General features: G+C 58.7%; 1 protein-coding gene. It reads right to left on the bottom strand.

Annotation, left to right across the window (positions count from 1 at the left end; translation table 11 throughout):
* Nucleotides 1-25: 25 nt before the first annotated feature.
* On the bottom strand, nucleotides 26-1,666 hold the full coding sequence (locus KNP71_RS15640) for an IS1182 family transposase (protein ID WP_242679095.1): 1,641 nt from the start codon (nucleotides 1,664-1,666) through the stop codon (nucleotides 26-28).
* Between the last annotated feature and the right edge of the window lie 177 nt (nucleotides 1,667-1,843).

Genomic DNA, 1,843 nt, shown 5'->3' with positions numbered 1-1,843 from the left:
GAGGCTGGGACATAACTAGCCAGTTCTAAAGTATTTCAATCAAAAAGAGGGGTCCGGTCACCGATTTTCGGTGACCGGACCCTTTCTTTGTACTTCGGGCGACAACGGTGGCGATGAACTTCCGCAGGTTCACCGCCATGAGCGCGAAGCCGAGCTCGCGTCTCACGCGCTGTTTTCCCCTGACGGAGAAGCGGGTGAAACCCAAATTGGCCTTCAGATATCCAAAAACTGGTTCCACGTCCGTCTTGCGTCTGGCGTAGAGGGCACCCGTTTTCTCATCCGAAAGCAGCGTTCTCGTCATATGCTTTTGTTCTTCCCAGGCCACGTTCACACCGACCTGGCGGTGGCTCCCTTCCTCGGCCTTTGTGCACAGGTCGCGGAACGGACACCCGCCGCAGTCCTCGCTCAGATACATGCGGGACTCGCGGACGAACCCGTCCCTGTCGGTCTTACGGGATTCGTGGCTGAACGGGAGCCGTCTCCCGTCCGGGCAGGTGAACGTATCGGATTCCCTGTCGTACGCCCAGTTCGAGATGTTGAAAGGGTTCTCGCGCCACTTCTTCTTCTGTTCCTTCCGGTACATCGTGTACGGGATCAAGGGAATGCGCCCCCGGCGCTCGAGGATGTCCGTGTAGTTCGGCTGGCTCCCATATCCCGCATCGGCGACGATGTAGGCGGGTAACTCGAGGAACGTTTCGACCTCGTCGAGGAACGGGGCCAACGTCCTCATATCGGTCGGGTTCGGAAAGACGTCATACGCCAGCGTGTACTGGCCCGAGGTCGCGATCTGGACATTGTAGCCGGGCTTCAATTGTCCGTTCTTCATGTGATCATCCTTCATCCGCATGAACGTCGCATCCCTGTCGGTCTTCGAGTAACTGTTCCGCGTGCCGAAGGCGGCCATGTGTTCCTCGTATCGGCGTTTCCGGGCAGCGAAGTCGGAGGCCTGCTTGCGGAGGCGGCGGGGTTCCTTGCGTCTCGCGCGCAGTCGTTTGCGTTCCTCGACGTCGGTCGTCGACGCGATTTCCTCATCGATCGCGTCGACCTTTTCCCCGAGTCGCGCCGCGACCTCCTCGAGTTCTTCGACCGAGAGCGCCTCCGGGCTCTCGCGCTCGATCTCTGGGATGACCTGCTCGGACATCAGCTCCTCGTACAGCCGGTTCGACTTCTCGACGAGTGCGGCGCTGTATTTCTCGACGGCCTTCCTCCAGACGAAGGTGTATCGGTTCGCGTTCGCCTCGAGCTTCGTGCCATCGATGAAGATCGCCTCCTGGTCGATCTCACCCGCCTCGACGAGGTGGCAACGGAACGTGACGAAGGCGGACTTCAGGATCGGGGCGACGTCCGGATGGACTCGGAACCGATTGATCGTCCGATAGCTCGGCTCGTGTCCCTGGGCGAGCCACATCATGCGCAGGCTGTCCTTGAGAAGGCCCTCGATCTTCCGGCCCGAGAACACGGACTGCGTGTACGCGCAGAGGACGATCTTCATCATCATCCGCGGGTGATAGGCCGGGCAGCCCGTCGTTCGCCAGAACGTCTCGAACGCCTCGTCCGGGATCTGTTCGACGAGGTCGTGGACGGCGAAGGCGATGTCGTTCTCCGGGAGCCGAACTTCTAAATCTAGGGGCAAAACCAACTGGTTCATGGTATACTCTTTGTACATAGGGGCACCTCCAAAGTTATGGTTTGGTCACTTTAACTTTATCAGAGGTCGCCCCTATCTGTTTATATCGAAATGTGCGTACGAACCCATAAAAAGGAGAAGAGGCCACCTGGCGCGAACGAGTCGCGCCAGGTGGCCTCTTTCTTATAAATCTACTGAGTTATGTCCCAGCCTCTT

Source organism: Exiguobacterium sp. s56 (assembly GCF_018618255.1).
GTDB classification, from domain to species: domain Bacteria; phylum Bacillota; class Bacilli; order Exiguobacteriales; family Exiguobacteriaceae; genus Exiguobacterium; species Exiguobacterium chiriqhucha.
The sequence above is the reverse complement of the archived record's forward strand: the minus strand, read 5'-3'. Positions and strand labels throughout refer to the sequence as shown.